Origin of the sequence: Tardiphaga sp. 285_C5_N1_2, assembly GCF_052076065.1 — a bacterium.
In the GTDB taxonomy this organism is placed as follows: Bacteria; Pseudomonadota; Alphaproteobacteria; order Rhizobiales; family Xanthobacteraceae; genus Tardiphaga; species Tardiphaga robiniae.
The window spans coordinates 4,304,093-4,330,975 of record NZ_CP197241.1 but is presented as its reverse complement, the minus strand read 5'-3'; the positions used below and the strand labels follow the sequence as shown (position 1 = coordinate 4,330,975).

Genomic DNA, 26,883 nt, shown 5'->3' with positions numbered 1-26,883 from the left:
TATAAATATGACGGATGATGAGGCCGTCGATCTCGCCCGCGAGCGTTTTGGCATCGAAGGCCGTCCCACGCGCTTTGCCACCGAGAAGGACGACACCTTCCGAATCGCGCCGGCAAGCGGGCCGCGCTTTATCCTGAAGGTTGCGAACCCCATCGAGGACATTCCCGAGATTGATCTGCAGGTGCAGGTGCTCGATCACGTCGCGGCGCGTGCGCCCGATCTGCCGGTGCCGCGCGTCATTCCCAACGACAAGGGCGAGCGGCATTTCAATTATCTGGATCGTGCCGGCCAGCGCCGGCAGGTGCGGATGATGTCCTATCTCGAAGGCCAGCCTCTCAGCGAGGTGCCGTCCACGGCGTCGGGTCGGGCCGAGATCGGCAAATTGCTGGCGCGGCTCCGCCTCGCGCTGGCCGATTTCAGCCATCCGTCGGATTCCCGGGTTGTCGCATGGGACGTCAAGAACCTGTTGACGCTGCGCGATCTGCTGGCGGAAATCACCGATGCCGCACAGCGCCGCAAGGTCGAGGCTGCACTGGAGCGCTTCGCCGCCATCGAAACCCGGCTCAAACAGTGCCGCATGCAGGTGCTGCATAATGATTTCACCCGCTCCAACATTGTCGTCGATGCGTCGCTGCCGGGTTTCGTGAGTGGCATCATCGATTTTGGCGACACGGTCCGTACCGCGATCGCCATCGATGCGTCGACGGCGATGCTCAATCAGTTGCCCGTCGCGATGAAGGGCGATGTCTTTGCCGACGGCCGCGATCTCCTCAAGGGCTATCTCTCGATAGCCGATCTGACCGCGGAAGAACTCAGCCTCATTCCGCATCTGATCTTCTCGCGTCTGGCGACGCGCCTGCTGCTGTCCACGGCCATGGCCAACCGGGTGCCGTCCGTCGCCGCCTATGTCCTGCGCAACAACGAGCAGACCTGGGTGCAGATGGACTGGTTCATCGCCCGCTCGATGGACGAGATCTCCGATCAGTTGATGGACTTCGCCAGATAATCTTTGCCACATCCGACCCTGCTTCCAGAGGAAACAATAACATGACCGCAGTCACCAGCGCCCCGCGCGGCAAGATGGTCAACGGCTTCGACCCCGCCACGGCAACCGGCCTCACCGAAGAGAGCCGCAAGCTCGTCACGCGCCGCACTGAGTTACTCGGCCCGGCCTACCGGCTGTTCTACAGCAACCCCGTCGAGGTCGCGCGCGCCAAGGGCGTGCTGCTCTATGATTCAGAGGGCAATGAATATCTCGACGCCTATAATAACGTGGTGTCGGTCGGCCACTGCCATCCGCGCGTGGTCGATGCGATCACCCAGCAGGCACAGACCATCTGCACCCACACGCGCTACATCCAGAAGGGCATTCTCGATTACGCCGAAGACCTGCTCGGCACGTTCGAGGGGCCGAAGCGCCATGCGATGTTCACCTGTACCGGATCGGAAGCCAACGATCTCGCCGTCCGCATGGCCAAGCATCACACCGGCAACCAGGGCATCATCATCACCGAGGAGGCCTATCACGGCAATTCGGAACTGACCGCGGGCTTCTCGCCATCGCTCGGGCCGTATTCGCCGCTCGGCACCTTCGTGCGCCGCGTCCCCGCGCCGGATTCCTATCGCATCGCGCCGGAAAAGATCGGCGCGTGGATGGCCGAGAAGGTGTCCGAGCAGATCGTTGACCTGCAACGCCGCGGCGTCGGTGTCGCCGCCTTCATCGCGGACTCCATGTTCTCGTCCGATGGCATCTTCTCGCACCCGACCGACGTGCTGAAGCCGGTGCTCGATGTCGTGCACAAGGCGGGCGGCGTCTTCATCGCCGATGAAGTGCAGTCCGGCTTCGGCCGCAGCGGTGAAAAGCTCTGGGGCTATCAGCGCCACGGCATCACGCCTGATATCATCACCATGGGCAAGCCGATGGGCAATGGCTACCCCGTTGCTGCCGCCGTGATGCTGCCGGAGATCGTGGAGAAATTCGGCCGCGACAACCGCTACTTCAACACATTCGGTGGCAATACGGTGGCGATGGCGGCCGCGCAGGCGGTGCTGAATGTCATTCGCGACGAGAAGCTGGTCGAGAATTCGCTCCGGGTCGGCAAGGTCCTGCGCAACGGCTTCCATGCACTGGCGAAGAAATACGAGCAGATCGGTGACGTCCGTGGCTCCGGCCTCTATGTCGGCGTCGAACTCGTAAAGGATCGCAGCACCAAGGAGTCGGATGCCGCCGCGGCATCTGCCGTGGTCAATGGCCTGCGCGCGCGCCGCGTGCTGATCTCGGCGACGGGCCCTCATGCCAATGTGCTGAAGGTTCGTCCGCCGCTGGTCTTCACCGAGGCAAATGCCGACCGGCTGCTGACCGAGGCCGAAGCCGTGATGGCATCGCTCTGAGATGACACGGATTGATGCCATCGCGCGGGTCAACGCGCAGTTCACGTCGGGGGATTTCCTCGCCACGCTCGATCGCATGGTGGGCTACAAGACCGAGAGCCAGAGCGACAAGCGCGCCGACGATCTGCGCGCCTATCTCGAGCAGGAACTGACGCCGACTTTCACGGCGCTCGGCTTTACGACTGACATCATCCCGTCGCCATCGGGGCGCGGGCCCCATCTGCTCGCGACCTATCATGAGAGCGACGATCTGCCGACCGTGCTGATGTATGGCCATGGCGATGTGGTCCCCGGCATGGAAGGCGAATGGCGCGACGGGCTCGATCCGTGGCGCTGCACGAGTGTTGGCGAGCGCGTCTATGGCCGCGGCACCGCCGACAATAAAGGCCAGCACGCCATCAACATCGCCGCACTCCGCGCCGTGCATGAAGCGCGCGGCGGCCGGCTCGGCTTCAATGCCAAGTTCATCATCGAGATGGGCGAAGAGATCGGCTCACCCGATCTGCCGAAAGTGTGTGAAGCTCATCGCGACGCTCTGAAGGCCGATCTGTTCCTCGCCTCCGATGGCCCGCGGCTCTCGGCCGAGCGGCCGACGATCTTTCTCGGCTGCCGCGGCGGTCGCCGCATCCATCTCGATATCGAATTGCGCGACGGCGCGCATCACTCCGGCAACTGGGGCGGACTGCTCGCTAATCCCGCGACGATCCTCGCTTCGGCGATAGCGACGCTGGTCGACAGGAACGGCCGCATCCTGCTGGACGCATTGAAGCCGCCGCGCATTTCCAACCAGGTGCGGGCAGCCCTTGCCGATGTGATCGTCGCGCCGTCTGCCGATGAACCGGCTCTGTCGGAGAATTGGGGCGAAGACGGCTTGTCGCCGGCGGAACGGCTCTATGCCTGGAATACGCTGGAAGTGCTGGCGATCAATGCCGGCAATATCAACAATCCGGCCAATGCCATTCCCGGCAAGGCAAGCGCGGTGCTGCAGCTGCGCTTCGTGGTTGGCACCGATATCGAGAATGTCGTGCCGGCCATACAGAAGCATCTCGCTGAAAACGGCTTCGCTGATATCAAGGTGAGCCAGTCGCAATATTTTTCGGCGTCGCGCACCGATATCGACAATCCCTGGGTGGGCTGGGCCGTTGACTCTGTTCGCAAGACCGCGGGTAGCGCGCCGGCGCTGCTACCGAATTTCGGCGGCTCGCTGCCGAATGACGTGTTCACGGATATTCTGGGGCTCCCCACTGTGTGGGTGCCGCATTCCTATCCCGGCTGCTCGCAGCACGCGCCGGATGAACACATTCTCCTGCCGGTGACGGAACAAGCGTTGAACATCATGGCGGGTTTGTTCTGGGATTTAGGTGAGGCGCCGGTGCGGGCGTAATCGTTGCCATAGTAACGATGAGCAATGGTGCTCGTGCTTTACGCTGTCATGGCCGGGCTTGACCCGGCCATCCATCTTTCGCACCCGTCATCTTCAAAAAGATGGATCCCCGGGTCAAGCCCGGGGATGACGAGGAGGGGCAGTGCGCCCTCTCAATCCTTCACAAACGCCAGCAGCACGCCATTGCCCTTGCTCGGCGGCACGACGACGCCGATATCGCTGCGGCTCCCGGCTGAACCCACAGCTTTTTCGGCCGCTGCAATATCAGCCACGCCGAACACCAGCGAAATGCCGCCGCGCTCCGGAATGCCCGCGAGCGATGTGCCGGGGAAGTGTTTCGCAAGCACGTCCTTGGTGACGAACACGAAGTCCGCGCGGTCGCCGCCCGACGGCACAGTCACGGCGCCATCGGCTTCCGTCTTCGTCGATCCGTCGATCAGCTTCGCCATATGCTGCGCGTCTGTCTCCGGCTCCGGCGTGACGATGAACACCTTCTTCAGGCGCTTCGCCGTATTGGCATGCACCTGCAGCTCGGGAATCCACACGGTCTCGCGGGTCTTGTGCTGGCAGGCGAAGATGCGGAGGCCGCCGGGCGCTTCCTCATAAGGCCACTGATAGGTGGCGAATTTCGCCGCGCTCAGGCTGCCGTCCGGCATCGTCACCGGACGTTCGAAATCGGTCGGGCCGATCGGCGTGTAGCCGCGTGCGCGGATTTCCTCGGCGCCCACGGCGGCGTCGGTGGTGGTGAAGGCGATGCGCTCGATGCCGTCGCCGCGCTTGGCGAGAAACGCCCGCGTCGGCGCATTGTGCTCGGTCTCGTTGAGAACGCCCAGCAGCTCCACATAGTCCGGGCCGAGCATCATGGTGTAATTGCCGGAGCCCATCTTGGCGCTGTGGGTGCCGCGCGGCGACACCGTAAAGCCCAGGCTCTTCCAGTTCGCGGCAGCAGCGTCGAGGTCTTTCACGACGACCACGGCGTGGTCGATTCCAACGATGTTTTTCAGCGTCACGTGCTCATTACCTTGCAATGGATCAGGCGCGTAAACTATGCAGAATGCAGGGGTGCCGCAAGAGAACGGTTATGTTCGGTTGCGCGGCGCAATGCATGATTGATGCTGCAGAAAGGCGTGACGATGGATACCGCAACTGTGCCCTGGCCGAAGTCGCTCTGGGCCGGCGTCACGCCTCCCGGTCCTGATTTGCCGGAACTGAGAGGCCCGGTCGAAGCCGATGTGGTCGTCATCGGCGGCGGCTTCACGGGGCTCTCGACGGCGCTGCATTTGCGCGAAGCCGGTGTCGATGTCGCCGTTGTCGAGGCGATGGAGCCCGGCTGGGGTGCGTCGGGGCGCAATAACGGCCAGGTGATCCCGACGCTGTCGCGGCCCGATCCCGAAGACATCATCAAGCGCTATGGCGCGGCTGGGGAACGTCTCGTCGGACTGATCCGCGACAGCGCCTCGATCCTGTTCGATCTCACGCGCCGCTATCAGATCCAGGCCGAGGCTGAACAAAATGGCTGGATCCAGCCGGTGCATTCGCCGGGCCGCATCAAGATCGCGGAGCGCCGCGTGCGGCAGTGGTCCAAGCACGGCGCGCCGGTGGAGCTGCTGTCACGCGAGCAGATGCGCACGCTGCTCGGCTCCGATGCATGGTTCGGCGGCTTCTGGAACAAGACCGGCGGCCATATCAATCCGCTGGCGCTGGCGCGCGGCCTTGCGCGTGTGGTGCTGGAGCAGGGCGGCCGCATCTATGCGCGCTCGCCGGTGGAGAGTTATGAGCGCAAGGGCGATCGCTGGATCGTCAAGACTAAGAACGGCGAGGTTCGCGCGCGCAGCCTGATCGTCGCCACCAATGCCTATACCGGCGAATTCTCCAAGCAGCTCTCTCCGGGCATCGCCAATGAGGTGATGCCGGTGCTGTCATGGCAGATGGCGACGCAGCCGCTGTCGGACGAGGCGCGCAAGACCATCATCCCGGGCCGGCAGTCGATGTCGGATACGCATGGCGAACTGTATTTCGCGCGCTACGACGCGCGCAATCGTCTGGTCACTGGCGGCAATGTGGTCGGGCTCGGCGACAAGACGGAGCGGCTGAAAGTCATGGTGGCCGAGCGGTTGAAACGACTCTGGCCGCAGATCGGCGATGTCCAGTTCGACTATGTCTGGAACGGCTATGTCGGCATGACCACAGACTTCCTGCCGCGCATGCACAGGCTCGGGCCCAATGCCTATGGCTGGACCGGCTGCAACGGCCGCGGTGTCGCACTGTCGGTGGCGCTCGGCGATGAATTCTCGAAGGTGGTGCGCGGCGTGCCGGAGAGCGAACTGGCGCTGCCGTTTTCCGAGCCGGTGCCGATCGTAGCCCACGGGCTGATGCGCCTGCTAGCGCCGTTCATGCTGCTGGTCTATCGGCGGCGCGATGCGAAGGAGATGGCTTAGCGTACGCCACACACTTAGCCCTCATCCTGAGGAGCCGCGCAGCGGCGTCTCGAAGGATGGGCGCGAGCTCGGAACCTAGCCATCTCATGGTTCGAGACGCGCGCAAGTGCGCGCTCCTCACCATGAGGGATGGAGCTACACAGTCACCGGCTTCCGGCTGCGCGCAAAGTCGCCGCCGGGGATCGAAGCCAGCAGGGCCTGCGTATAGGCATGCTGCGGATTGCCGAACACTTCGCCGGCCAGTCCGTGCTCGACGACTTCGCCGTCCTTCATCACAGCGACGAGATCACAGATCTGCGCGGCAACGCGCAGATCGTGCGTGATGAAGACGATGGAGAGCCCAAGCCGCTCGCGCAATTCATGCAACATCTTCAGCACCTGCGCCTGCACCGAGACGTCGAGCGCCGAGACAGCCTCGTCGGCCACCAGCACGTCGGGCTTCAGCGCGAGCGCACGTGCGAGGCCGATGCGCTGGCGTTGGCCGCCGGAGAATTCGTGCGGGAAGCGATCGATCGCGGAAGGATCGAGGCCGACCAGTCGGAACAGCTCCTTCGCCTGTGCCACTGCCTGCGCACGCGGCGTACCGTGTACGATCGGACCCTGCGCCACGAGGTCGCCGGCTTTGCGGCGCGGGTTCAGCGAAGCGAACGGGTCCTGAAACACCATTTGGATGTGCTTGGTCTCGCGGCGTACCTCGTCGCGCGTGAGCTTCGCCCAGTCCTTGCCTTCCAGCACGATCGATCCCCCATCGGGATCGATCAGCCTGATAATGCAGCGCGCCAGCGTCGATTTGCCCGAACCTGACTCGCCGACAATGCCCAGCGTCGCACCACGCGGCAGTTTCAGCGAGACGGACTTCACGGCATGGGTCACACGCACGCCGCGGCCGAGGAAGCCGCCGTTGCGATAGGTCTTCGACACGTTGTCGAGCGTCAGGATGACGTCGTCGGACAGTGCGCGCGGCGGCGGCGCCGTCAGCGGTGGCACCGCGGCGATCAGCTGTTGCGTATAGGGATGCTGGGGATTGGTCAGCACGTCCTTGACCGCGCCTTGTTCGACCACATTGCCGTGCTGCATCACCACGACCCTGTCGGCGATCTCGGCGACCACCCCAAAATCGTGGGTGATGAACAGCACCGCGGTATTCCTGCGGCTCTGCAATTCCTTGATCAGTTTCAGGATTTGCGCCTGTGTGGTGACGTCAAGCGCGGTGGTCGGCTCGTCGGCGATCAGGAGGCGCGGATCGAGCGCCAGCGCCATGGCGATCATCGCGCGCTGGCGCTGGCCGCCGGAGAGTTCGTGCGGATAGGCGCGTGCGGCCTGGGCAGGATCCGGAATGTGCACGTCTTGCAGCAAAGCCAGCACGCGCGCCTTGATGTCGGCCTTCGAGAGATCGGTATGGATCTCGAACATCTCGCCGATCTGGTCGCCGATGGTGCGCAGCGGATTAAGCGCCGTCATCGGCTCCTGGAAGATCATCGCGATCCCGGCGCCGCGCACCTTGCGCATCTCGGTATTCGACGCGCTGGCGAGATCCTTGCCCTCGAACAGCACGCGGCCGCCATCGATCGCGACTTCGCCGGGCAGCAGCCGCATGATGGCGTTGGCCATGACAGACTTGCCGGAGCCGGACTCGCCGACCACGCAGACGATCTCATTGGCGGAAATCGCCATGGAGACGCCGCCAAGCGCGTGTGAGCGATCGGCGCCTTTGGGCAGCTTCACGCTGAGGCCGTCGATGGTGAGGATCGGATTGTCCACGGCGCTCATCGGCTTTTCAGTCTCGGATTGAGCGCGTCATTGAGGCCCTGGCCGACCAGCGACACCGCGAGCACGGTGAGCAGGATGGCGATGCCGGGGATCGCCGAGACATACCACTGCACGCGCAGCACGTCGCGGCCGAGGCCGATGAGGTTGCCCCATGACGCCACATTGGGATCGGACAGCCGCAGGAAGGCCAGCGCGCTTTCCAGCAGGATCGAAAGGGCCATCACCACGCTGGCATAGACGATGACCGGCGGTAGCGCATTGGGCAGGATCTCGCCGAGGATCAGTTGAATGTCCTTCATACCCAGCGTCCGCCCGGCCTGGACGAATTCACGGCTGCGCAGCGACATGAATTCGGCGCGCGTCAATCGCGCCGGTGCCGGCCATGAGACGATGCCCACGGCGATGGTGACGGTGGTGATGGTCGAGCCGAACACGGCGACCAGCACCAAGAGCAGCACGAAATTCGGCAGCGTCTGGAATGCTTCGGTGATGCGCATCAGCACGGTATCGACCCAGCCGCCATAATAGCCGGCAAAGGCGCCGATCAGCACGCCGATAACGACGGCGATAACAGTCGCGACGCCGCCGATCAGCAGCGAGATGCGCGCGCCGTAGAAAATCTGCGCGGCGATATCGCGGCCGGAATTATCGGTGCCCAATAGGAAGCGCGGATTGGAGAACGGCCAGATCAGCGGCCGACCAGCCAGCGCCAGCGGATCGCGCGGATAGATCCAGCTCGCGGTGATGGCCATCACGATGACCACCAGCAGGAGCAGCAGGCCGACGACGGCGGCCGGGCTGCGGAAATAGCGCTTGATCGCGTCCATCATCTCACGTCTCCGCCTGGATGCGCGGATCGAGCCGGGCATAGAGAAGGTCGACGAGGAAGTTCACCAGGATCACGAGCAGCGCCGAGACGAAGACGATGCCGAGCAGCGTGTTGAGATCGCGCTGCACGACGGACTCGTAGGCCAAGCGCCCCAGACCGGGCAAAGAGAACACGCTCTCCACCACGACCGAACCGCCGAGCATGGTGCCGGCCTGCAGACCGATCAGCGTCACCATCGGCAGCAGCGCATTGCGCAGCACATGTTTGGCCACCACGCGGGTCTCGTCGAGTCCCTTGGCACGTGCGGTGCGGACGAAATCGAGATTGAGCACTTCCAGCATCGAGGCGCGCATGATGCGCAGATAGATCGCGAGGAAGATCAGGCCCAGCGTCAAGGTCGGCAGGATCAGATGCAGCGCGATATCGATGGTGCGGCCAAATCCGGTCTGTACGGCGCCGATATCCTCGAAGCCGCCGGCCGGCAGCCATTGCAGATAGATCGAGAACACCACGATGGCCATCAGACCGAACCAGAACGACGGCGTAGCGTAGAAGACGAGGCCTAGGGTGGAGATCAGTGTGTCCGGCCACTTGTTGACGCCGCGTGCAGCGATGACACCAAGCAGCAGGCCGAAGAAAAACGCAAAGGACAGCGACGCGGTCATCAAGAGGATCGTCGGCGGCAGCCGCTCGAGGATGACGGTGGCGACCGGCTTGCCGTAGATCGAGGAGAAACCGAGATCGAGCCGGATCAGCCGCCACAGATAGTTGCCGAGTTGCATCGGGATCGAAAGGTCGAGCCCATAGAACTTGCGCAGCTCGCGGGCGGTCGCGGCATCGCCGCCGCCCATCTGCGCCATCATGGCATCGACGGTGTCTCCCGGTGCGAATTGCAGCAGCAGGAACACGCCGATCAGGATCAGGAATAGTGTGGGTATCGAGGCGGCGAGCCGCCGCCCCGCAAGGCTCAGGATGCGCATCTGGCTATTGTGGCGAAGTTTGGCTCAGGCGGAAAGCCAAAGATCGTGCCAGCTCGACGATCCCCAGCGCGGCGTGTTGGAATGGTTACGCGCCTTGGCCGTGATCACCGTGACGAAGATCTGTTCGATCGGCATCCACACCGGCAGTTCGGTGTTGGCGTCCTTGACGAAGGTCGCATAAAGCGCCTTGCGCTTGACCGGATCGATTTCGGTGGCCGCGTCGTCGATCACCTTGTCGATGGCGTCGTTCTTCCAGTCCCACTGGTTGGTCCAGGGCGCGCCCTTCGGTTGGCCGGAACGATACCAGACCGTGGTCGAGACCGCAGGGTCGTTGCGATACTGGTGCCAGCCGGTTGAGAGGTCGAAGGCATGGTCGTCATAGACCTGCTTCAGGAAGCCGCCGCCGTCGTTGCGGACGATCTCGACGGGAATGCCGACTTCGCCCAGCGACTGCTGGATGAAAGTCGCCCATAGCGAGATGTCCTCGCCCCAGGGAGCGGGCAGCAGGCGCAGCGAGAACCGGGTGCCGCCGGCGCCGGGCTTGAAGCCGGCCTCGTCGAGCAGCGCGATCGCCTTTTTCTTGTCATAGGCATATTGCGGCGTGTCCGGGCCCGGATAGAAGTCGGTGGAGACCGAGGGGATCGGGCCGGTGCCGAGCTTGGCGAAATCGCCGAGGAAGTTCTCGATGAAGAACGGCACGTTGATCGCATGCGCGATGGCGCGGCGAACGCGGATGTCCGCGAGCTCCTTGCGGCGGAAATTGAACTCGATGGTGTTGGTGCGCGCGTTGCCTTCATTGCCCTTGGTGGAGACGATGAAGCGCTTGTCCTTGCTCAGCCGTGCCGTGTCGGAAATCGTGAGACCGGTGAACGGGCTGTACTGGATGTCGCCGGCTTCCATCTGGGCGGCGGCCGCGGCGCGGTCGGTGACGACCTTCCAGACGATACGGTCGAGATAGGGGGCGTTCGGGCGCCAGTAGTTCTCGTTGCGCTCGGCGATGATGTATTGGCCGCGCTCGTATTTGACGAATTTGAAGGGGCCGGTGCCGACCGGGGCGAGGTTGGTGGGGTTCTGGCGGATGTCGCTGCTGCCCTCATAGAGGTGCTTGGCGGAGATGTAGCCGAGATCCGGCAGCGCGCGCAGCAGCAGGCCGAGCGGCATCGGCCGCTCATATTTGAAGATCGCGGTCTGCGCGTCCGGCGTTTCCACCGCGGTGAGGAACAGCTGCAGGGTCGATCCGTAATTGAGGATCTTCTTCCACATGTTCATGGCGGTGAATTGGACGTCGGCCGAGGTGAACGGCTTGCCGTCGTGCCAGGTCACGCCCTTACGCAACTTGAAGGTGATGGTCTTGCCGTCCGGTGTGGATTCCCAGCTCTCCGCGAGCACGCCGATCGGCTGGCCATTGGCGTCGAGATCGACCAGTGCTTCCTGGATCTTGCCGCCGATGATGTAGACGCCAGTAGAGGCCTGAATGCTGGGGTTGAGCTGACGCTGTTCTGCACCGTAATGGACATTGAACACGCCGCCCTTGCGGGGCGTTTCCTGCGCGAAGGCGCGCAGCGGGTTCGCGACATTGGCGGCAATGGCGGCGGATGTCAGCAGCGCCGTGCGGCGGGTCATTTCCAGGCGGGTCATGGTGTCGAAGTCTCCTGCGTCGTGCCTGCGCAGATGGAACCAGCGCATAGCCCGCGCAACCTAGGGCATAACCGGCGGCCAAGTCATTCCCTAATGCTGCGGCGGCTCAGAGAATTCTTGCAAGACATGGCAATGGCGCAGCATAAAATGCCGCGCCATTGCTTCGATCTGAAAGCTTTGCTCAAAAGTTATGCCGGCCCGCACACAGGGCGGGCAACTGCACGCTTCAGCGCATCTTGACGCTCGGTTCGCGGCTCCAGAGCCGCAGCTTGGCCAGCTTGTCCATGAAGCCCGCCACGTCGTCGGCGTTGCCCAGCGCAACGACGCCTTCATCGAGGTCGTCCGCGATTCCCACCTTGGCGAACAACCGCTCGGCGGCCTCGGAATGGCCGATAAACTTGCAGTGGGTAAAGGCGTCGGTGACGAAGTCGCGGGCGGTCGACTCCTGCAGGAGGTCGTCGATTCCGGCTTCCGCCGGGAGCAAGGCCACTGCGTCATAGAGAACGGACGGGCCACCATCGATCATCTGGTCGGCGGCGACCAGGCTGCCATCGCTGGCTTCAACGCCGTTCACCTTTGGCGCAATGATCTCGTATGTTGCGCCGGCCTCCGTCACCGCGCCTTGCAGGGCGGCAAGCAGTTTGGCATCGACCCCGTCGGTGACGAGGATGCCGAGCTTGCGGCCCTCGAAACGCTGCGGGCCATTTGCGACAATGCTGAGCGCTGGCGACTCCGCCAGATCCTGCCGCGCGGGCATCGCCGCGTCAGCAGGCTTCGGCATCGTCGGAAGACCCAGCATGGTGCCGACCCTGTTGGCCAGTCCTTCATCGATGTTCAGGAGATGCGCGACCATGCGCTCGCGGATCACCGGTGTCTTCACTTTGCTCAATTCGAAAGTCAGCGCTGCGGCAATATGGTGTTGCTCGCCCCTGGTCTGGCTGATGAAGAACTGCCGTGCCTGGCTGTAGTGATCCGCAAAGCTCTCCGCGCGCAGCCGACGCTTCGCGCCTTGCTCTATGTCAGCAAATGTCTTGAAGCCTTTGGCGGTTGATTCGCGCGGGCCTACGCCGAACGAATTCGGCTGGTAGTTGACGCGACCGACCGGGTTGCGCATGGCCATGTGCCCGTCCTGCTGGAAATGTCCGAACGGACATTTCGGAGCATTGATCGGGATATGGGTGAAGTTCGGACTGCCGAGCCGCTTCAGCTGTGTATCCAGATAGGAGAAGTTGCGGCCTTGCAGCAGCGGGTCATTGGTGAAGTCGATGCCGGGCGGAACATTCTGCGTCATGAACGCGACCTGCTCGGTCTCAGCAAAGAAATTGTCCGGCATGCGGTCCAGCACCAGACGGCCGATAGCGATCGGGGGCACGAGTTCTTCGGGGATGATCTTGGTGGGATCGAGCACGTCGAAATCGAATTTGTCAGCAAACTCGTTGTTGAATAGCTGCACCCGCAGCTCCCATTCGGGATAGTCGCCGGACTGGATAGCGCTCCACAAGTCGCGGCGATGAAAATCCGGATCGGCGCCGTTGATCTTGACGGCCTCGTTCCACAGCACCGATTGCAGACCGAGCTTCGGCTTCCAGTGGAATTTGACGAAGGTCGATTCGTCCTTGGCATTTACGAAGCGGAACGTATGGACGCCGAACCCCTCCATGAAGCGGAAAGAGCGGGGAATCGTTCGGTCCGACATCTGCCACATGACCATGTGCATGCTTTCGGGCGTCAGCGAAATGAAATCCCAGAAGTTGTCATGCGCCGACTGCGCCTGAGGGAAGGCGCTGTCGGGCTCTTCCTTCACGGCATGGACCAGATCGGGAAACTTGATTGCATCCTGGATGAAGAACACCGGGATGTTGTTGCCGACCAGGTCCCAGTTGCCCTCTTGGGTATAGATTTTGACGGCAAAGCCGCGCACGTCGCGTGCGAGGTCGAACGAGCCCTTGCTGCCCGCGACCGTCGAGAATCGAACGAAGGCGGGGGTTCGCTCGCCTGCGCGCTGAAACAGATCTGCGCGGGTATGCTTGGCCAGTGAATCGTAATTTTCGAAGAAGCCATGCGCGGCATAACCGCGTGCATGGACCACGCGTTCGGGAATCCGTTCGTGATCGAAATGGAAGATCTTTTCACGAAAGTGAAAATCCTCGAGCAATGTCGGTCCGCGCGATCCGGCCTTGAGCGAGTTTTGATCGTCGAAAACCGGGCCGCCCTGGGCCGTCGTCAGCAACGCGTCATCTGGTCCGGCGATCTGATGGAGTTCGCCGCCTTCACCGCGAATGAGCGTCTGATCGTGAATCGTTGCATTGGTGGTGCCGCTTTTGGGCATTGATGATTTGGCCATGGGATGTCTCGCAGAAGTTACCGGGAGAAGGGCCCGCGATTGCGTTCGCGGGCCTCAGGGAGTTCGGCGTTGGGCAGGCGCTACTTGCTGAGGTTCTGCGCCATTTCGAGGTGATGCTTCAGCGCCGGCAGCGTCTTTCCGGCCCAGTCCTTCAATTCGGTATTGTCGCCGCTTTTGGCGTAGCGCTCGAACAGATCAACCGCGTCCTTGTGGGCGTCGAGCTGGACCGAATTGAAGTTCTTGCTGAAGTCAGCGCCGCTTTGTTCCTTCAACTTGTCGAGCTTACTTTGATGCGCGCTGTCGAGCGCTGCCGGAAGTTCGGCCTTAACCTTGCCGCTGCTGACCATCGCCTTCAGCTCGGTGCTGGTCTTGGTGTGATCTTTCACCATCATGGCTGCAAAGGATTTCTCGGCGGCATTTCCCTTGCTTTCCGCCAGCGTGTTGGACTGGATCTCGAACATGTCGCTGATCGCGACCTGCTTGACGAAATCAGGGGTGCTTGGGCTGACACCGAGAACGGAATTGACTCCCGTCTTTTCGCCGACGGACTGCGCGTAAACGGCTGGGGCGAGGGCGGAGGACACGAGCAACAGGCTCGCAGCAATAAGGGTGCGGCGTTTCATGATTTTTCCAATGTTTGGACGAGGGCATCAGATGTCAGCACAACCGGATCAATCGTGTTGTGTTCCGGACCAAATGAGTCGGGGGCGAAGGCCCCGATCAGGCCTGTCTGGGCCGCCCGGTCCCAGCCGGGCCGGAAGGGCCTCGTGTTGGCTCGATCATTGCTTTCGGTTCTGGTACAAACCGCACGCAACCCGAACCCGGATAATTTTATGCGTAAGCTTACCGTCGCCGCCGCCCAATTGGGCCCAATTCAGAAAGCCGAAAGCCGCGAGGCCGTGGTCAAGCGCATGCTGGCGCTGCTGGACGAAGCCAAGGGGAAGGGCGCCGACCTCGTCGTCTATCCGGAACTGGCGCTGACCACCTTCTTCCCGCGCTGGTACATGACCGACCAGAAGGAGGTCGACACCTGGTTCGAGTCGGAAATGCCGAACGCTGCGACGCAGCCGCTGTTCGACGCCGCCGCCAAGGCCGGTATCGCGCTGTCAATCGGCTACGCCGAACTGACGCCCGACGGCCATCACTTCAACACCCAGATCCTCACCGACAAGACCGGCAAGATCGTCGGCAAATATCGCAAGGTGCATCTGCCCGGACATGTCGAATTCGACACCGAGCGTGCGTTCCAGCATCTGGAAAAGCGTTATTTCGAACCGGGCGACCTTGGCTTTCCCGTGTTCCGCGCGCTGGGCGGCATCTTCGGCATGATGGTGTGCAACGATCGCCGCTGGCCGGAATCCTATCGCGTGATGGGCCTGCAGGGAGTCGAGATGATCGTGCTCGGCTACAACACGCCGTCGGTGAATTCGCAGAAGTCGGTCGAGGGCCCGGAGCAGCGCCTGTTCCACAATCGCCTGTCGGTGCAGGCCGGCGCCTATCAGAACTCGACCTTCGTGGTCGCCGTCGCCAAGGCCGGCGATGAAGACGGTCATCCCCTGATCGGCGGTTCGCTGATCGTCGATCCCAATGGCGTCATTCTCGCCGAAGCCAAGACCGAAGGCGATGAGCTGCTGGTTTGCACCGTCGATCTCGACGACACGAAATTCGGCAAGGACACCATCTTCGACTTCAAGCGTCACCGCCGCATCGAGCACTATGGCCGGATCACCAGCCAGACGGGCGTGGTGTTGCCGCCGGAGTAAGTGAATCGCTCTTTGGCTGAGGTGACGCAGACCTAACCTCTCCCCGCTCCCGGGCGAAGCGAAGCTTCGCTAGGCGGGGAGAGGTCGCCGCGTCTTCGCGGCGGGTGAGGGGCGGTTCACCGCAGTCGCGTTAATGTCGGATTCTCGTGTCGATCGTCGAGCAGTTCGCTTGCTGTAGAGTTAAGGCTGAGTTCGTGCCTCGCCCCTCACCCCGACCCTCTCCCCGCGCAGTGCGGGGCGAGGGAGCGCATTCCCGCCGGAGTGAAATCCGCTACTGAAACATCACCGTGCCGATGGCCATGCTCACCGCAGCCTGGGTCGGATCGATCACCGGAATGCCGAGCGCATCCTCAAGCGCGCTGCGATGACGCGACATGCCCGCGCAGCCCATGACCACGGCATTGGCGCCGTCCTCGTCCTTCAACTGGCGACCGACCTTGATCATGCGCGCCAGCGTGTCGTCGCCGGAGGCAGCTTCCGCCACGGTCATGTTGAGCGGACGTTCGCCGGCGAAGCGATCCATCAGGCACATCTGGCGCAGATAACGCATGTGCCGGCCGATCGAGCCCTGCGCCACCGCGATGACGCCGAAGCGGTCGCCGCGCGATAACGCGGTCAGCACGCCGGATTCGGCGATGCCGAAGACCGGGCGCTGCGTCGCCTCGCGGCAAACGTGCAGGCCGGGATCGGAATAGCAGGCGATGACGAAGGCATCGGCGGAATTGTCCGCGGCCACCAGCCGGCTCAGCGGTATCGTGACGCTTTCGAGATCTGCCTGCGTCTGCACGCCCAATGGTCCTTCCGCCAGCGTGACGCATTCGATCTCGGGCCCGGCCTCGAACATCACCGGTTGCAACGCCTCCGCGAGGTTGCGCGTCACCTGCGGATTGCTGTTCGGATTGACCACCAGAATCTTCTTGCGGGGCTGCATATTCGGCTCCTTGTCAGGACAGCAGTATTACCGGAAAGTGCGCACCGTCAAAGCCTGTAAATTGTTCGCATATCTGGAGTTCTGCCCTTGTCCGATCCCGTCTACGATCTCGTAATCCGCGGTGGCACCGTCGCCACATCGAGCGATGTATTTGCCGCCGATGTCGGTATTGCCGGTGAGACCATCGTGGCTTTGGGCAGTGGGCTTGCGGCCGGCAAGACGGAGATCGATGCAACAGGCAAGCTGGTTCTGCCCGGCGGCGTCGATGCCCATGCCCATATCGAACAGCTCTCCGCCGCGGGCATCATGAATGCCGATACTTTCGAGAGCGCGACACGCTCGGCGGCGTTCGGCGGCACCACCAGCGTGATTTCCTTCGCCGCCCAGCATGTCGGCATGGATGTGCAGGAGGTCGTCACCGACTATACGGCGCTGGCGAAGAAGGGCGCGATGATCGACTACGCCTTCCACATCATCGTCTCCGACGTCACCGACAAGGTCATTGCCGAGGATATTCCGGCGCTGGTCAGGGAAGGCCATTCCTCGATCAAGATTTTCATGACCTATGACCGGCTCAAGGTCGACGACGAGAAGTTGCTGGATATCCTCGCCGCAGCGCGCGAAGCCAAAGCGCTGGTCTGCGTTCACGCCGAGAACCACGGCGTCATCGCCTGGATGGTGAAGCGCCTGATCGACAAGGGCTATACGGCGCCGAAATATCACGCTGTCAGCCATGCGCGCGTGTCGGAATCCGAAGCCTTCACGCGGCTGATTGCGTTCAGCGAATTGCTCGATCAGCCGGTGATGATCTTCCACGTCTCGACACGCGAAGGCGCCGCCGTGATCCGCGAGGCGCGCGGCCGCGGCGTCAAGATTTTTGCCGAGACCTGCCCGCAATATCTGTTCTTGACCGCCGAGGACATGGACAAGCCCGGCGCCGAGGGCGCGAAATGGATGTGCAGCCCGCCGGCGCGCACGTCAGACGATCAGGAGGCGCTGTGGCACGCGCTAGCCCTCGGCGATCTGCAACTGATCTCGTCGGACCACGCGCCGTATCGCTATGACGAGACCGGCAAGCTGCGCGCCGGCCCGAATCCGACCTTCAAGCAGGTCGCCAACGGTCTGCCGGGCCTCGAAGTGCGCCTGCCACTGCTGTTCGACGCGATGGTGTCGAAAGGACGCCTCGGCCTGTCGAAATTCGTCGAGCTGACATCGACCGCGCCGGCGCAGATCTACAATCTGCCGAAGAAGGGCTCGATCGCCATCGGCAACGATGCCGATATCGCGGTCTGGGATCCCGTCCGCAAGGTGACGCTGACGGACGAGATGATGCACGATCTCACCGGCTTCTCGCCGTTCTCCAGCCGCACCGTGACCGGCTGGCCCGAGAAGGTCCTGCTGCGCGGCCGCGTGCTGGTCGATGGCGATGCGTTCAACAGCAAGCCGGGCGAGGGACGCCTGATGCTGCGCGAGGGCGGCAAGGCCGCGACGCCGTCAGGCAGACTCGCTGCCGAAATGGACCCGGCGAAGAACTTCGGCGCGAAGTTGCTGTGATGCCAAACATGCTCGATCCCAATCTGCCGGCTTTTGCGGATATCCAGACGCCTGCGCTGGTGCTGGATGCGTCTGCTCTTCAGCGCAACATCACGGCCATGGCCGACTTCGCCAAAGCGAACGGCGTTGCGCTTCGCCCGCATGCCAAGACCCACAAGTCCACACGCATCGCACAGTTGCAGATCGAGGCCGGTGCCGTCGGCATTTCCTGCGCGACGGTGGCCGAGATCGAGGCCTTTGCGCAGGCTGGTATCACAGGTCTGCTGCTCACCACGCCGGTCGCCGACCGGCCGAAGCTCGCGCGTCTGGCCGCTGTCGCGGATCACAGCGACATCAGCATCGTCGTCGATCACGCCGACCAGGTTCACGTGCTGCACGAGTTGCTCGATGCGGGCAGTCGTCCGCTGCAGGTGCTGATCGATATCGATGTCGGCCAGCGCCGCACCGGTGTGGTCGATACGGTATCGACACTCGCGCTCGCGCAACTGATCGAAGCCACGCCGGGCATGACATTCGGCGGCATCCAGGGTTTTGCGGGGCATGTGCAGCACGTGATCGACTCGCAGGAGCGCAGGGCAGGTGCTGCGCGCGTGCGCGCCATGCTCGACGAGCATCTGCATGTGCTGACGGAAGCCGGCATCAAGGCGGAGATCGTCACCGGCAGTGGCACTGGAGCTTGTGCCTATGATGCAACGGGCACTTTCACCGAGTTGCAGGTCGGTTCCTACGTGTTCATGGATTCTGACTACGGCAAGTTGGAGCACGAGGGTGGCGCGCTGCCTTACGATCCAAGTCTGTTCATTCTCGCCACGGTCACCTCGGTGAATCGTGCCGGCGAATTCACCGTGGATGCCGGCGTCAAGGCGATGGCCTTCAACGGCCCGGTGCCGTCGCTGATGTTAGGTGTGCCGGAAGGGTCGACCTATCGCTTCGGCGGCGACGAACATGGCATGATCACGATGCCATCAGGCGCGGAAGCGCCGAAACTCGGTAGCCGCGTATTGCTGCTGACCACGCATTGCGATCCCACGGTAAATTTGCACGCGGACTATCACGTGGTCGGGCATAATAACGGCGTGGAGACCTGGCCGGTGCTGGCGCGGTATGGGGCGTAGTTGAACGCGACGACCTCTCCGCTGTCGTCCCCGCGAAGGCGGGGACCCATATCCACGGTCAGTGTAAGAGAAGCGGCATAGAAGCAGCGGTCGTGTTTCGACCAGATCGCTGGAGGCTATGGGTCCCCGCCTGCGCGGGGACGACAACTGAGTGTCAATGTGTCCCACCCAAAAACGCATCCGAGACCGTCGGGTCATTGATCAGCGCCTGCGCCGTGCCTGAGGTCACGACGCGGCCGGTTTCCAGCAGATAGGCCCGGTCGACGATCTTCAGCGTCTGGCGCGCCTTCTGCTCCACCAGCAGTACGGTCAGGCCTTCGTCGCGGAATTGCGCGATCATCTTGAACAGCGTATCGGTCATCAGAGGCGCGAGACCGAGCGAGGGCTCGTCGAGCAGCAGCAGCTTCGGCTTCGCCAGCAGTGCCCGCCCGATGGCCAGCATCTGCTGTTCGCCGCCGGAGAGAAGACTGGCAAGACCGTCACGGCGCTTGCCGAGGATCGGGAAGCGTTCCAGCATCCGGCCGACATCGGCCATCGCCTCGCTCTTGTCCGGACGGGTGTAGATACCCATCAGCAGATTTTCATAGACCGTCATGCGCGCCAGAATGCCGCGGCCTTCCGGCACCAGCGCGATGCCGCGGCGGAGGTTCTTTTCGGCCGCATTCGGCACGAGCTTCTCGCCCTGATAGGTGATGTCGCCCTGGAATGGCAGCAGTCCTGCAATGGACCGCGCAATCGTGCTCTTGCCGGCGCCATTGGCGCCGAGCAGCGCGACGATCTCGCCCTGCTTGATGTCGAGATCGACGCCGCGCACGGCGGTGATGGCGCCGTAGCGGACCTGCAAGCCTCGGATGGTGAGCATCAGTCGTCCTTTCCGAGATAGGCGTCGAGGACGACAGGATTGGCGCGCACTTCCTCGGGTTTGCCTTCGGCGATCAGCACGCCGAAATCGAGGACATAGAGATAGTCGCAGAGCCGCATCACGAAATTCATGTCGTGTTCGATCAGGAGAATGGTGAGGCCGGTGTCGCGCAAGCGGATCATCAGCGCGCGGATCTCCTCGGCCTCGTCGTGGTTCATGCCGGCCACGGGTTCATCCAGCAGCAGCAGCTTCGGCTTGGCGGTGACGGCGCGTGCCATCTCCACCTTGCGCTGGATGCCGTAGGGCAGCGATTTCGCCGGGCGATCGCGCAGTTCGGTGAGACCGAAGAACGCCATCACTTCCTCGGCGCGTTCCTGCGCCGCCGGATTGGCCCAGGCGATCGGCAGCAGACGCCGCCACGCGCTTTCGCTATGCGGCTGCGCCACCAGCAGATGCTCCCAGACCGTCATGCTGCCGAACAGCCGGATGTTCTGGAAGGTACGGGCGATGCCCTCGCGCACGATGCGATAGGACGGCCACTCCGTGACGTCGACGCCCTTGAGTTTCACTTCGCCGGCATCGGCGCGATAGGCGCCGGTGATGGTGTTGAACAAAGTCGTCTTGCCGGCGCCGTTCGGGCCGATCACGCCGACGATCTTGCCTTCCGGCACTTCGCAGACCATGCCGGACAGCGCATGGATGCCGCCGAACGTCTTGGTGACGCCGGTGAGTTGAAGCAGGGGCGTGCTCATGCCGCGGCCCTCCGGAAGGTCAGTGTGCGGATCAGCGAACGATCGAGAATGCCTTGACGCCGTACCAGCAGCACGACGATCAGCAGCGTGCCGAAGGCAGCGAGGCGCCAGTCGGCGATCGGACGCAGGAATTCAGGCAGGAACACCAGAAGGAGAGAGCCGACCAGCGAGCCCGGTCCGACAGTGGAGCCGCCGAGGATCACGGCCAGCACGAATTCGATCGAGCGATCGAAGCCGAAATTGGCCGGCTCGATATAGACGTTGTGATGAGCGAACAATCCGCCGGAGACGGCGGCCACGGCGGCTCCGACGCCGAAGGCGCCGATCTTGGTCACGGTGGTGTTGAGTCCGATCAGGCCCGCGGCCGTCTCATCATCATGCACCGCCTGCATTTCCAGCCAGACGCGTGAGCGCTCCAGCAGCATCACGGCGATCAGGATGCCGCCGGCCCATAGCCAGACATAGCCGACCGAGATGTGCTGCATGCCGCGATAGCCGCCGGAGCCGCCCATGGCGTCGAAATTGAGGAAGAAGCTGCGCACCATTTCGCCGAAACCGACGGTGGCCATGGCGAGATAGATGCCTTTCAGGCGTAGCGCCGGGAAGGCAACGATGGCGCCGATGATGCCGGCGGCGATGGCCGAGATCACCAGGGCGAGGGTCAGCGGCACGTTCAGCGCGACGGTGAGGTATGACGACAGATACGCGCCGATTCCCATGAAGGCGCCATTGCCGAGCGAGAGCTGGCCGGTGGCGAGGATGATATAGACGCTGAGTGCGCCAAGTAGGAGGATGCCGGACTCGGCGAGCAGGCTTGCATAATAGGTCGACATCAGACGCGCTGCCCCTGATCGGATCGCGCGCCGCCGAGCAGGCCCTGCGGACGCAGCAACAAAATCAAAATCATGAAGCCGTAGACGACGAAGTCGCGCACCTGCGAGCCGCCGTAAGCGACGGTCAGCACTTCGGCGATGCCGATCAAGGGACCCGCGACCAGCGCGCCCCAGATCTGGCGCGTGCCGCCGATCACCATCACGGCGATCGCCTTGAGGCCGATCTCGACGCCGAGATAGGGCGTGATGGTGCCGTAATGCAGCGCGATCAATACGCCTGCGACGCCGGCGAGCGAGCCCGACAGGATGAAGGCCAGCATGGTCAGGCGGTCAGCAGAGACACCAAGAATTCTTGCGACTTCGCGGTTCTCGGCGACGGCGCGCAGCGCGCGGCCCATCGGGGTCTTCTGCACGATATAGGCAACCAGCGCGACCAGCACGACGGTGGCGACGAGCACGATGAGCTGCATCTCGCCGATATTGACCGGGCCGAGCGCATATTGCTTGCCGAAATACTCGTCGGGGAGCTGGGCAGGATCCGAGCCCCAGATGTTGGTGGCGACGTTCTGCAGGATGATCGAGAAACCCAGCGTCGACAGCATCGGCGTCACCAGCGGTGCGTCGCGCAGCGGCTGGTAGCCGATCTTCTCGATGGCGATGGCGATCACGGCTGCGCCGAGCATGCCGCCGAGCACGGCGACCGGAAGCGGGAAGCCTGCGGTGATCAGCGTGAAGCCGAGATAGCCGCCGATCATGAAGAGTTCGGCAATCGCGAGATTGAGAATGCCGAGAATGCCCATCACGAGCGAGAACGACAGCGCCAGCAGCGTATAGACCGCTCCGAGCGTCAGGCCGTTGACGAGTTGCTGTATCAGCATGGGAATCGCAATCGTTAAATCAGGTGGTCGTCATCATGACTGCGGCCGGGAGGACTTCCCGGCCGCAGCGGCGTGGATCATGTGAGAGATCAGCAGGCCGGGTGACCGGGCGCCGAGCTGCAGCCCTTGACCTTGGTGTCCCAGGCGCCGTTCTGGCCCTGCAGCACATAGAAGGCCTTGATCGCGTCGCCGTCGTCATTGAAGCCGATCGGGCCGCCGAGACCGGCGAAGCCTTCGAGCTTGGCAAGGTGATCGCGGATCTTGGTGCGGTCGGCTTCGAGATCGGTCGGCTTGCCGGTGACGCCAGTCTTCTTGATCGCGTCGATATACATCGAGACGATCTCGTAGATGTTGGCGTCATACATCGAGGGCTCGATGTCCTTCGGCAGGCCCGATTCCTTGCGCAGCAGCGGCGTCAGGGTGGCCGTGAACTTCTCCGGTGCCGGGCCTGTCATGGTGGCGTAGAAGGTCGCGGGCGCGATCACCGGGATTTCCGGCGCAGCCTTGAGAATCGCTGACGAGATCAGCTGGGTGGCGCCGACCACCGGCTTGATCAGACCCTGGCGCTTCATTTCGCGCAGCACGGTAATGGCCTGGCTGTAATCGGCGCTGACAACGACGCCGTCGGGGTTGAGGGCCTTCAGCTTGGTGACCTGTGCGGACACGTCGAGGTCGCCAGTGTTGAACGACAGCAGATCGTTCTCGTTGGCAACGATGATGTCATTGGCCTTCAGCACGGCCGGCATGATCACCTTGCCGACGGTGGAAGCCGTGGCGTCCTTGGCGTCGAAGATCACGGCGACTGTCTTGATGTTGAAGGCCTTCTTGTAGAAAGGCACGGTGGTCTTGGCGAGCACGCCTTCGTCGATGGTGTTGCGGAAAGCCCACGGACGATTGAGCTTCGCCACGCCCGGCTTCGAGGAGGCCTGCGAGGTGGAGACCACCTTCATTTCATTGGCGACGGGGAAGGTCACTTCGGCGGCGCTTGAGGTCAGCGGGCCGGCCACGGCAAGAACCTTCTCGTCGCCGGCCAGTTTGCGCAGCGAGCTTGCGGCCTGCGCCGGCTTGGCGGCGTCGTCGAGAATGGTGATCTTCAGCTTCGCGCCATTGATGCCGCCGGCATCGTTGGTCTGCTGTTCCAGCATCTTCAGCGTCACGGTGTTGCTGCGGCCCCACTCGGCGAACGGACCGGAGCTCGGCACCACCGCGCCGATGGCGATTTCCTGCGCCCATGCCTGACCGCCAACCATGGCGGAGAACGTGACGGCGGCAACTGTGCCCAATACGCGCGGCAAATTCGATTTGATCCGTGACATCGACGATCGTCCTCTTCTGCTGATGCTTTTGCTGCAGTGATCCGCAGCATAATCCAGATAAAGATTTCTATGCACGCCATGTGCCATCGCCGGCTGTGACAGCGGAATGACAGCGTTGGTCGGATCGTCCAATAAATTTCAGGCTTTGACAATCGTCATTCTGAGTATCTTTATAAAATAGTTCTCTTAAGAAGCTAATTTATGCGGCAGTGCGGCCTGGAAATGCAGCAATTCGAAGCTGGCGGGAATGCGCGCAATTGCCTGTTTCACGGGTGTTTGGTGTTGCGGGCGCGTCGCGGCTGATTCCCGCGTCGCCCTTGGGCGGGAAGGGGCTACGCTCCCCCGGTGCCGTTTTGTCGCAGTAATCCGTAGGATGGGTAGAGCCCTTGCGAAACCCATCAGCGGCAAACAGGGGTATGATGGGTTTCGCGAAGACGCTCTACCCATCCTACGATCGCCGTGGCCCGGAGGGCCGATTTGTCGCAGCGCGGGCCGTTAACCCTTGCGCGGCTTGCCGCGCTTGGCGACGGCGATCGATTGGGCCTCGGGCGAGAGCTGCTTCACATTGGTGTCGGCCAGATAACGCTGCAACGCAATGGCGCGGTCGCTGGAATCGACAAGCCGCTGCACCATGTCCAGCAACTGGTGGAATTCCCGGGTGCCGAGGCAACCGAACTGCACGTCGTTGACCTGCGCCTGAGTCGGCGCGAGCCGCTCCAGCAATTCGGCGCCATGCGGCGTCACCACGAGGCTGATGCGGCGGCGGTCGCCGGTGTGTGAGGTCTTGGTGATCAGCCCTTTGGTTTCGAGCTTGTTGGTCACGGTGGTGACGAAGGCGCCGCTCAGATGCAGGTGATCGGCGACGGCGCGCACATGGACGTCGCCTTGCGCCGACAGATGCCGGATCGAAATCAAGGTCGTGTATTCGATGCCGGCGAGGCCGATGACGGCGGCGTGACCTTCGCGCAAGGTTTGATGGCGGACAAGAAATCCGAACAGGCTGTGGACCAGGCGGCGGAACTGGGCGTCCGAACCGTCCACCAGCAGCTCCGGACGGGAGACCGTCAATGCGGCGCGGGACGCCGGCCGGCCTGTGGCAGGCTTCTTGCTGATCTCCTTGCCAACTGATTTGCCGATCGAAGTGGAGCGCGCTGCGGATTTGGCCACGTGATGATCCCATGTATCAAAACTTGCCCGAGCTTGGCGGCTTCGCGCGGTAATTGCAATCACGACGAATGATGCAAGTGTGCGAATGCCACAGGTCCGCTTGACAACGGATTCAAAATAGCTTCGGATGATAGCTATTAATGGTGATTACCGGCACGCGGCCGGCAGCAGCTGACGGAGAAGAGTGATGAACAAGGCATTTGGATCCGGGGCGGCAGTTGCCCGCGTCAAGACTGGCGCCCAGCATGTCGCCGCTGTGCGCGACGGTCGTGCGGTCTATCTCGACGGCAAGAAGGTCGATGACGTCTCGACCCATCCCGCCTATCGCCATGCGGTCGCCTCGGCCGGCGCGCTGTATGACTATCAGGCCGACCCCGCCAATATCGAACGCATGACCTTCGATATCGGAGGCGGCCGCCGGGTCAATCGCGCCTGGCAACTGCCGACCAGCTACGCGGAACTGGTCGAGCGCCGCAAGGCGCTGGTGGAATGGGCCGAACTGTCCGGCGGCTTCCTTGGCCGCTCGCCCGATCACGTGGCCTCGTCCATGTCCGGCATGATGATGGGCATCGAGGTGTTCGACAATTACGACCCGAAACGCGCACAGGCGTTTCGCGACTGGTACGACTACGCCCGCAAGAGCGACCTGTTCCTGACCTATGTGATCAACAATGTGCAGGGCGACCGCTCCAAGGCGTTCGGCGATCAGGGCAAGAATGCGCAGGACATGGTCGCGCGCATCGTCGACGAGGATGCGTCGGGCATCACCATCCGCGGCGCCAAACTGTTCGCCACGTCAGCCATCATGGCCAACGAGATCTTCGTCGGCTCCGGCCAGCCGCTGCGGCCGGGCGAGGAGCATCTGGCCTTCTCCTGCGCGCTGCCGATGGGCACCAAGGGCCTCAAGATGCTGTCGCGGAAATCGTTCGAGGCCCATGCGCCAAACGAATACGACAACCCGCTGGCCTATCGCTATGACGAGAACGACGCGCTGGTGTTCTTCGACGACGTGAAAGTGCCGTGGGAGCGCGTGTTCCTGCTGCGCAACACCGATATGTGCCGCGCCCAGCTCCATGACACGCCAGCCCATGTCTATCAGAACTATCAGGCGCAGATCCGCCTGTCGGTGAAGCTGCGTTTTCTGGTCGGCCTCGCGCGCGGCATAGCCAAGACCATCGGCACCATCAATTTCCCGCCGGTGGTGGATGTGCTCGGCAAGCTGGCCTCGCAGGCCGCGCTGATCGAGGGCATGGTGCTCGGCATGGAAGCCGGCGGCGCGATGCGCGGCGACTATTTCCTGCCGAACAAGCATCTGCTCTATGCGGCGCAGGTGCAGTCGCAGGAGATGTATGGCCAGATCATCTCGACCATCCGCGAACTCGCCGGCGGCGCGCTGCTGATGCTGCCGTCGTCGGTGGATGACTTCAGCAATCCGGAGATCGCGGACATTATCGGGCTGACCCAGATTTCGCCGGCGATGTCCGGCCAGGACCGCGTCAAGCTGCTGAAGCTGACCTGGGACGCCGTCGGCTCCGAATTCGCCTCGCGCCATCTGCAATATGAGATGTTCTATGCCGGCGCGCAGTTCGTCACCCGCGGCCACAGCTACCGCACCTATGACTGGGAGCGCGCGGCGGGCATGGCGGAGAAGATGACGGGGAAGTATGATCTGCCGGAGTTCAAGGACAGCAACTAAAGCGCAGTCGCTTCCTTAACCTCTCCCCGTCCTTTACCGGGAGAGGTCGCCGCGTCTTCGCGGCGGGTGAGGGGCCATTCTCGGTGTTCAATGCAAGCGCAGTGTGTGCAGTTCGGAGAACGTGCCGATCTGCGAGGGATTAATTGCGGCGAGTCTTGTGCCCTGCCCCTCACCCCACCCCTCTCCCCGTGCAGAACGGGGAGAGGGAGCTTGCAGCGCTTGTCGCGACTCCAGCGTAAATC

General features: G+C 62.8%; 22 protein-coding genes. 8 read left to right on the top strand and 14 right to left on the bottom strand.

Features of this window, described 5'->3' with window-relative positions; translation table 11 throughout:
* Window positions 1–7: 7 nt before the first annotated feature.
* From AB7951_RS20490 to AB7951_RS20480, 3 genes are read left to right on the top strand one after another with little or no spacing between them, the layout of a single operon-like run.
* Window positions 8–1,006, top strand: coding sequence for a phosphotransferase (locus AB7951_RS20490; RefSeq protein ID WP_199712035.1), 999 nt, complete (start codon window positions 8–10; stop codon window positions 1,004–1,006).
* 41 nt (window positions 1,007–1,047) lie between these two features.
* Window positions 1,048–2,391: an aspartate aminotransferase family protein gene (locus AB7951_RS20485; RefSeq protein ID WP_439062549.1), complete on the top strand. Its 1,344-nt coding sequence runs from the start codon at window positions 1,048–1,050 to the stop codon at window positions 2,389–2,391.
* Window position 2,392: 1 nt separating this feature from the next.
* Window positions 2,393–3,775, top strand: coding sequence for a M20 family metallopeptidase (locus tag AB7951_RS20480; protein ID WP_120288790.1), 1,383 nt, complete (start codon window positions 2,393–2,395; stop codon window positions 3,773–3,775).
* Window positions 3,776–3,927: 152 nt separating this feature from the next.
* On the opposite strand, the gene AB7951_RS20475 is transcribed toward AB7951_RS20480, so the two are convergent.
* Complete coding sequence (locus tag AB7951_RS20475) at window positions 3,928–4,785, bottom strand: VOC family protein (RefSeq protein ID WP_120288791.1); 858 nt, start codon at window positions 4,783–4,785, stop codon at window positions 3,928–3,930.
* Between the two features lie 123 nt (window positions 4,786–4,908).
* On the opposite strand from AB7951_RS20475, the gene AB7951_RS20470 reads away from it, so the two are divergent.
* A complete protein-coding gene (locus AB7951_RS20470; protein WP_120289213.1) occupies window positions 4,909–6,213 on the top strand; it encodes an NAD(P)/FAD-dependent oxidoreductase in 1,305 nt (434 codons plus the stop codon).
* A 135-nt stretch (window positions 6,214–6,348) separates the two neighbouring features.
* On the opposite strand, the gene AB7951_RS20465 is transcribed toward AB7951_RS20470, so the two are convergent.
* The 6 genes from AB7951_RS20465 to AB7951_RS20440 form a co-directional block, all read right to left on the bottom strand.
* Entirely contained in the window at window positions 6,349–7,983 is a 1,635-nt protein-coding gene (locus AB7951_RS20465; protein ID WP_120288792.1) for an ABC transporter ATP-binding protein, read from the bottom strand.
* Complete coding sequence (locus AB7951_RS20460) at window positions 7,980–8,810, bottom strand: ABC transporter permease (protein ID WP_120289215.1); 831 nt, start codon at window positions 8,808–8,810, stop codon at window positions 7,980–7,982. Before AB7951_RS20460 ends, AB7951_RS20465 begins: the two co-directional genes overlap by 4 nt.
* A 4-nt stretch (window positions 8,811–8,814) precedes the next feature.
* Window positions 8,815–9,792 (bottom strand): ABC transporter permease, encoded by a 978-nt coding sequence (locus AB7951_RS20455; RefSeq protein ID WP_120288793.1) that lies wholly within the window; start codon window positions 9,790–9,792, stop codon window positions 8,815–8,817.
* 24 nt (window positions 9,793–9,816) lie between these two features.
* Complete coding sequence (locus tag AB7951_RS20450) at window positions 9,817–11,430, bottom strand: ABC transporter substrate-binding protein (RefSeq protein WP_120289217.1); 1,614 nt, start codon at window positions 11,428–11,430, stop codon at window positions 9,817–9,819.
* Between the two features lie 226 nt (window positions 11,431–11,656).
* Window positions 11,657–13,774 (bottom strand): catalase, encoded by a 2,118-nt coding sequence (locus AB7951_RS20445; protein ID WP_120288794.1) that lies wholly within the window; start codon window positions 13,772–13,774, stop codon window positions 11,657–11,659.
* An 80-nt stretch (window positions 13,775–13,854) separates the two neighbouring features.
* Complete coding sequence (locus AB7951_RS20440; protein ID WP_120288795.1) at window positions 13,855–14,397, bottom strand: DUF4142 domain-containing protein; 543 nt, start codon at window positions 14,395–14,397, stop codon at window positions 13,855–13,857.
* Between the two features lie 210 nt (window positions 14,398–14,607).
* Here AB7951_RS20440 and AB7951_RS20435 point away from each other — a divergent pair, with 210 nt between their 5' ends.
* Window positions 14,608–15,537: an N-carbamoyl-D-amino-acid hydrolase gene (locus AB7951_RS20435; protein WP_120288796.1), complete on the top strand. Its 930-nt coding sequence runs from the start codon at window positions 14,608–14,610 to the stop codon at window positions 15,535–15,537.
* Window positions 15,538–15,808: 271 nt separating this feature from the next.
* Here AB7951_RS20435 and AB7951_RS20430 read toward each other — a convergent pair whose 3' ends face one another.
* Window positions 15,809–16,468: an aspartate/glutamate racemase family protein gene (locus tag AB7951_RS20430; RefSeq protein WP_199712036.1), complete on the bottom strand. Its 660-nt coding sequence runs from the start codon at window positions 16,466–16,468 to the stop codon at window positions 15,809–15,811.
* Between the two features lie 87 nt (window positions 16,469–16,555).
* Here AB7951_RS20430 and hydA point away from each other — a divergent pair, with 87 nt between their 5' ends.
* The gene (gene hydA / locus AB7951_RS20425) at window positions 16,556–18,022 is read left to right on the top strand and encodes a dihydropyrimidinase (protein ID WP_120288797.1); all 1,467 of its coding nucleotides are present in this window, start codon (window positions 16,556–16,558) and stop codon (window positions 18,020–18,022) included.
* Window positions 18,022–19,137, top strand: coding sequence for a DSD1 family PLP-dependent enzyme (locus tag AB7951_RS20420; protein WP_120288798.1), 1,116 nt, complete (start codon window positions 18,022–18,024; stop codon window positions 19,135–19,137). The genes hydA and AB7951_RS20420 overlap by 1 nt, the downstream gene beginning before the upstream one ends.
* 154 nt (window positions 19,138–19,291) lie before the next feature.
* Here AB7951_RS20420 and AB7951_RS20415 read toward each other — a convergent pair whose 3' ends face one another.
* From AB7951_RS20415 to AB7951_RS20390, 6 genes are all read right to left on the bottom strand, one after another.
* A complete protein-coding gene (locus AB7951_RS20415; protein WP_120288799.1) occupies window positions 19,292–19,999 on the bottom strand; it encodes an ABC transporter ATP-binding protein in 708 nt (235 codons plus the stop codon).
* Entirely contained in the window at window positions 19,999–20,751 is a 753-nt protein-coding gene (locus AB7951_RS20410) for an ABC transporter ATP-binding protein (RefSeq protein ID WP_120288800.1), read from the bottom strand. Before AB7951_RS20410 ends, AB7951_RS20415 begins: the two co-directional genes overlap by 1 nt.
* Window positions 20,748–21,584 (bottom strand): branched-chain amino acid ABC transporter permease, encoded by an 837-nt coding sequence (locus AB7951_RS20405; protein ID WP_120288801.1) that lies wholly within the window; start codon window positions 21,582–21,584, stop codon window positions 20,748–20,750. The genes AB7951_RS20410 and AB7951_RS20405 overlap by 4 nt, the downstream gene beginning before the upstream one ends.
* On the bottom strand, window positions 21,584–22,462 hold the full coding sequence (locus AB7951_RS20400) for a branched-chain amino acid ABC transporter permease (protein WP_068738539.1): 879 nt from the start codon (window positions 22,460–22,462) through the stop codon (window positions 21,584–21,586). Before AB7951_RS20400 ends, AB7951_RS20405 begins: the two co-directional genes overlap by 1 nt.
* Before the next feature lie 89 nt (window positions 22,463–22,551).
* The gene (locus AB7951_RS20395; RefSeq protein WP_158596772.1) at window positions 22,552–23,778 is read right to left on the bottom strand and encodes an ABC transporter substrate-binding protein; all 1,227 of its coding nucleotides are present in this window, start codon (window positions 23,776–23,778) and stop codon (window positions 22,552–22,554) included.
* 495 nt (window positions 23,779–24,273) lie between these two features.
* Window positions 24,274–24,945 (bottom strand): MarR family winged helix-turn-helix transcriptional regulator, encoded by a 672-nt coding sequence (locus AB7951_RS20390; RefSeq protein ID WP_158596773.1) that lies wholly within the window; start codon window positions 24,943–24,945, stop codon window positions 24,274–24,276.
* A gap of 187 nt (window positions 24,946–25,132) precedes the next feature.
* On the opposite strand from AB7951_RS20390, the gene AB7951_RS20385 reads away from it, so the two are divergent.
* Window positions 25,133–26,641: a 4-hydroxyphenylacetate 3-hydroxylase N-terminal domain-containing protein gene (locus tag AB7951_RS20385; RefSeq protein ID WP_120288804.1), complete on the top strand. Its 1,509-nt coding sequence runs from the start codon at window positions 25,133–25,135 to the stop codon at window positions 26,639–26,641.
* Window positions 26,642–26,883 lie beyond the last annotated feature (242 nt).

Bases quoted from the DNA above. Each gene is read 5' to 3' on its own strand.
- AB7951_RS20395 (WP_158596772.1), bottom strand. From the start codon at position 23,778: ATGTCACGGATCAAATCGAATTTGCCGCGCGTATTGGGCACAGTTGCC.
- AB7951_RS20480 (WP_120288790.1), top strand. From the start codon at position 2,393: ATGACACGGATTGATGCCATCGCGCGGGTCAACGCGCAGTTCACGTCG.
- AB7951_RS20430 (WP_199712036.1), bottom strand. From the start codon at position 16,468: ATGCAGCCCCGCAAGAAGATTCTGGTGGTCAATCCGAACAGCAATCCG.
- AB7951_RS20455 (WP_120288793.1), bottom strand. From the start codon at position 9,792: ATGCGCATCCTGAGCCTTGCGGGGCGGCGGCTCGCCGCCTCGATACCC.
- AB7951_RS20490 (WP_199712035.1), top strand. From the start codon at position 8: ATGACGGATGATGAGGCCGTCGATCTCGCCCGCGAGCGTTTTGGCATC.
- AB7951_RS20420 (WP_120288798.1), top strand. From the start codon at position 18,022: ATGCCAAACATGCTCGATCCCAATCTGCCGGCTTTTGCGGATATCCAG.
- AB7951_RS20405 (WP_120288801.1), bottom strand. From the start codon at position 21,584: ATGTCGACCTATTATGCAAGCCTGCTCGCCGAGTCCGGCATCCTCCTA.
- AB7951_RS20445 (WP_120288794.1), bottom strand. From the start codon at position 13,774: ATGGCCAAATCATCAATGCCCAAAAGCGGCACCACCAATGCAACGATT.
- AB7951_RS20485 (WP_439062549.1), top strand. From the start codon at position 1,048: ATGACCGCAGTCACCAGCGCCCCGCGCGGCAAGATGGTCAACGGCTTC.
- AB7951_RS20460 (WP_120289215.1), bottom strand. From the start codon at position 8,810: ATGGACGCGATCAAGCGCTATTTCCGCAGCCCGGCCGCCGTCGTCGGC.
- AB7951_RS20415 (WP_120288799.1), bottom strand. From the start codon at position 19,999: ATGCTCACCATCCGAGGCTTGCAGGTCCGCTACGGCGCCATCACCGCC.
- AB7951_RS20410 (WP_120288800.1), bottom strand. From the start codon at position 20,751: ATGAGCACGCCCCTGCTTCAACTCACCGGCGTCACCAAGACGTTCGGC.
- AB7951_RS20435 (WP_120288796.1), top strand. From the start codon at position 14,608: ATGCGTAAGCTTACCGTCGCCGCCGCCCAATTGGGCCCAATTCAGAAA.
- AB7951_RS20400 (WP_068738539.1), bottom strand. From the start codon at position 22,462: ATGCTGATACAGCAACTCGTCAACGGCCTGACGCTCGGAGCGGTCTAT.
- AB7951_RS20385 (WP_120288804.1), top strand. From the start codon at position 25,133: ATGAACAAGGCATTTGGATCCGGGGCGGCAGTTGCCCGCGTCAAGACT.
- AB7951_RS20440 (WP_120288795.1), bottom strand. From the start codon at position 14,397: ATGAAACGCCGCACCCTTATTGCTGCGAGCCTGTTGCTCGTGTCCTCC.
- AB7951_RS20450 (WP_120289217.1), bottom strand. From the start codon at position 11,430: ATGACCCGCCTGGAAATGACCCGCCGCACGGCGCTGCTGACATCCGCC.
- AB7951_RS20465 (WP_120288792.1), bottom strand. From the start codon at position 7,983: ATGAGCGCCGTGGACAATCCGATCCTCACCATCGACGGCCTCAGCGTG.
- AB7951_RS20470 (WP_120289213.1), top strand. From the start codon at position 4,909: ATGGATACCGCAACTGTGCCCTGGCCGAAGTCGCTCTGGGCCGGCGTC.